Here is a 3,779-nt window from a genome sequence, read left to right as displayed (position 1 = left end):
CATCAATGGCAAACAGGTGGTCCCATGCTCATGGCAAAAACACCCCTGAAGTGGTCCCTTTCACCTGGCAGCCGACACCTAGAGGCGCTGTTTTTGGTTCCATTCGTAGCGGTTGGGAGCTGCCAGGTGAATATTATTTCTGCTTACAGGGAGGACTAGCAGCTATGACAGTTCGCGCACTCGTTGCTGGTTCCATAGGCACAATCTTGATGACCTGGGGGTGTCTGACTACCGGCGTCGTCGTTGGGGCCAACGCCGATCCCAATGCTCCGGCCAGTCCTTCCTACTGGGAGGGCTACAACGACATGCAAGAACTTGCGCCCGCACTCGGGATAACCGCCCCTAACGCAGATCTTTTCGGAACATGTTCAAGAATGTTGCAAAGCGCGGCGGCGAATAAGTCGGTGCCCAGCGGGCAGGACTATTTGGCAGGCTGCGTGGATAGCGCACGGCATTTCTTGGGCTACCCCGATCCTCCGCGGAGATGAAGGTCAATAAGGCGGCGATCTCGATAGCGTGGTGGGTATGGACTTCTCGCACAACGGATACGAGTTCTTTTTGAAATAGAGAAGATGCGGCTCCTGTATGGCAAGTACCGCTACGTCGCCAAGATTACGAGAGTCTTGGATGCAGAGAACCGAACCGTCGTGAGCGAGGTTGGCCTGGCGGGTGAGGTCTATGGGAGGGACCAGCAGGACGCACGGAAGGCTGCCGTGGACTGGGCTCGGAAGTGGGCTGAGGCGCAGCGGTAGAGCTGCGTAGACACGTCTGCGTTCTGTGGTCGGTTGGCGAGGGCTTCACCGACAAGCTGTCGCTCAAACTCACGTTTGGTGCTGACGTAGTGACGCGCGTTCCTCGTGATTGAAACCGGTGTGTCGGTGCTGTTCGGGCGGTGCTGCAGCGCCATCGACTCATGGCACTTCTGGCCCGCGAGACGGTCTGACCCATAGCTGGCCTGCCGTTAAAGCCGTAGTTTGTGGGTCGCCCCAGTCGTCGAACCACCATGCCAGTTGGTCGCGTTCCGATTTCGGCAGCTCGTAGTTGTCGGGCCACCCCGGTTCGAAGCGATGGATCGAGCCGAGCCGCTGCAGGTAGTTGCAGCAGTCCAGGAGCCATTTGATGGTTTCAAGCGCATCGATTAGCTCTTGCTCGGTCAGTAGATCGACATGCCGTGCTTGCTGGGAAAGCGGCACCGCGCTTTTGCTCCAACCGAGTTCAGAGGGCCGGCTGTTCACCCTGCGGGGTTGCCCAGGCAGGCCCAGCCGCATGAAGGCCAGTTTCCGTTCGGGTGTCGGGGATTCGTTGTCGACTTTGTACGCATAGAGCAGGTGGGCAAGCTTCTGTCGCACCACATTTGCCTTCGCGCAGGCCGCTGACCACTCGGAATGCGGCCAGCGCACGTTGTAGCTCTCGGCAACCTTGCGGATGGTGGAGGGCAGTTGACCCGCCTCAGCAGGGGGGCCATCCGGTCCTACGGAGTCGAAGTAGGCCCAATTTACCGCTGACTTGAGCACTTCCCAGCCACCAAGCACCTTTAGCACCAGAGCCTCGATTGAGGCGGCATCAGGTCGCCAGGCGCGGTCTTCCGCATCGTTATCGATGCGGACGAACTTCGCCATCTGCCGCAGACGTTTGTCAAGTTCGTCGGGCACACCGACCACCCTACGGACGGTGCCTGACATCTGTTGCGTGCTGACACAATTCAGAACCATGGTGTGTCAGCCAGGTGTGTCGCAGCAGTGCGCTTGGCGTTGCAGCACTCCGCAACGGCTGGATGCGTATGTGAGGCGATTCGACGAGACTTGGCATCTGTTACTGGAATGGACGATGGGCCAAACGCCATCGGAGCGGATGGCGGCGCTCATTCTCGACGAAGAGGGATTTGAGAGCATCGACCCCTCGCATCCGCTGGGCGGCCAAGACGGCGGCGCTGACGCCCTCATTCAAAAGAACGGCGAGCCATGGGTCATGGCGGTGAATTTCCCCCGTGGTCAGCAAAGCATTAGGGAGATAACCGACAAGCTCTCGTCCGATGTCGAGAAAGCCAAGACGAAGGAGCCGAAGCCGGTGGGTGTTGCTTTCGTGACGAATCAGGAGTTACGCCTGGCTGAGCGCGAGATTCTAGGCAAGGTTGGCGATGACACAAAGATCGAGTTGTACCACCTCGAACGGATCACGACGATCCTCGACCGCCCGCACATGGCAGGGGTGCGAGAGCAGTTCCTGGGCATCCCGGCGGGGCCACCGCCGATACTGGTGACCGCAGAGGTAATGGGTTGTGCCCGAAGCTTCATTGGAGGCGATGAGCTGTTGGACAGCCTTGTTGAAATCGAGGAAAAGTCGCTGCACGAGCGCAACGAGGAGCTGCGCTCCAAGCCGCCGGACCCGATATCGTCCTGGCTAGGTGCATCGGCGATGCGGTCGATGGGCTACGAGGTCTCGGATGAACCGGCACAACCGATTTCGGATGGAGAGATAGCCGAACGGGCGGCGGCGCTGCGTCGGGACCTGCATGGCCGGTGGGATGCATGCCAGGACTACCTAGCCTCGATTGCGTGGCCGGCCCTGCACTTTCGCATCACGAACCAGGCACAGTCATTCCTGACCAACGTGCAGGTTATTTTGACCTTCCACGGTGCGGGCGGTCTCGCGTTCGCCGGAATCGAGACATTCGAGTGGGAGCGGTTAAAAGATCCCGACTGGGAGCCGCCAGCATACGGCCCGTTCGGCACCGTGCCTCCGGTGAGCTTTGTCCCGGCCCTACCCGCCGACTACCCGGTTAGATGGGAGCACAACGATGACGGCGATCTCGAAGTCACTATCACCCTGGCTGAACTACGCCCGCACCCACCGTGGCGTCACACCGGAGATGATGTGGTCCTGGTGCTGCGAAACAGTGCCCTGGAAGAGGTGACCGTCACTTACACGGTGACTGCGCACGGGTACGGAATCGCCTTCGAGGGCGACTCGTTCACTGTCCGCGTTGAGCAAGTCGATATCTTCGACGACCTCCAAACCGTCATCGAAGCGTCAGACAAGAGCTGACGGGCGACGGGCTTCTAGTCGTAGCCTGGTCTGCAAAGGCACTGTCTCGAAACAGAGCACATTCGGGACGCTTCGTCTGCCGGCCGGGGCCGCAGGACTCGTCCAGGTCGTCGAGTCTCGAAAGTCCGTCTCCCTGGCCGTGTCTCACAACGCTGTCTCACAATCATTGAGGGTCTAATGATAAGTGGTATAGTTATCTATGACTCAAAATCCCTTGCCCGCGAAGGCCTTGGCCACAACTGGTGGAGCGCGTGTGGGTTACGTCCGGGTCAGCACAATTGCCCAGACGCTGGATCAGCAGAACGCAGCCCTGGCCACTGCCGGTGTGACGAAGACCTTCTCCGACACCATGTCCGGTGCCAGGGACGACCGTCCAGGCCTAGCCGCGCTGCTCGACTATGTCCGCGAGGGTGACACGGTGGTCGTCTGGAAGCTCGACCGCCTGGGGCGCAACACCCTCCACATCCTGGAAATGGTCAAGGCTTTGACTGACCGAGGTGTCACCCTGGTCTCGACGTCAGACGGCATTGACTCCTCCACTGCGGCTGGCCGGATGATGATCGGAGTTCTGGGGTCTCTCGCTGAGTATGAGCGCGAGTTGGTGAAAGAGCGGACAGCGCTGAAGCGGGCGATGTCGCTGGCGAACGGCACGAAGTTCGGAACCTGTCAACCTGAATGAGGCACCGTTGCGCGGTATTTACTGAGCGTCCTCCTCTGGATGGTCGGGTGGGTTG

3 protein-coding genes are annotated in these 3,779 nt (G+C 59.9%); 2 read left to right on the top strand and 1 reads right to left on the bottom strand.

Going from position 1 to position 3,779, the window contains the following annotated elements; translation table 11 throughout:
- Window positions 1–911: 911 nt before the first annotated feature.
- Complete coding sequence (locus AO501_RS10835) at window positions 912–1,652, bottom strand: hypothetical protein (protein ID WP_156452472.1); 741 nt, start codon at window positions 1,650–1,652, stop codon at window positions 912–914.
- Window positions 1,653–1,782: 130 nt separating this feature from the next.
- Between AO501_RS10835 and AO501_RS10830 the strand changes: the two genes are divergently transcribed.
- Window positions 1,783–3,045 (top strand): hypothetical protein, encoded by a 1,263-nt coding sequence (locus AO501_RS10830; RefSeq protein WP_156452471.1) that lies wholly within the window; start codon window positions 1,783–1,785, stop codon window positions 3,043–3,045.
- Window positions 3,046–3,298: 253 nt separating this feature from the next.
- Window positions 3,299–3,724, top strand: coding sequence for a recombinase family protein (locus AO501_RS10825; RefSeq protein WP_231752437.1), 426 nt, complete (start codon window positions 3,299–3,301; stop codon window positions 3,722–3,724).
- Window positions 3,725–3,779: the final 55 nt, after the last annotated feature.

It is taken from the genome of Mycobacterium gordonae (assembly GCF_001417955.2).
In the GTDB taxonomy this organism is placed as follows: Bacteria; Actinomycetota; Actinomycetes; order Mycobacteriales; family Mycobacteriaceae; genus Mycobacterium; species Mycobacterium gordonae_B.
Note: the sequence above shows the minus strand (reverse complement) of the source record. Positions and strands in the feature narration are given on the sequence as shown.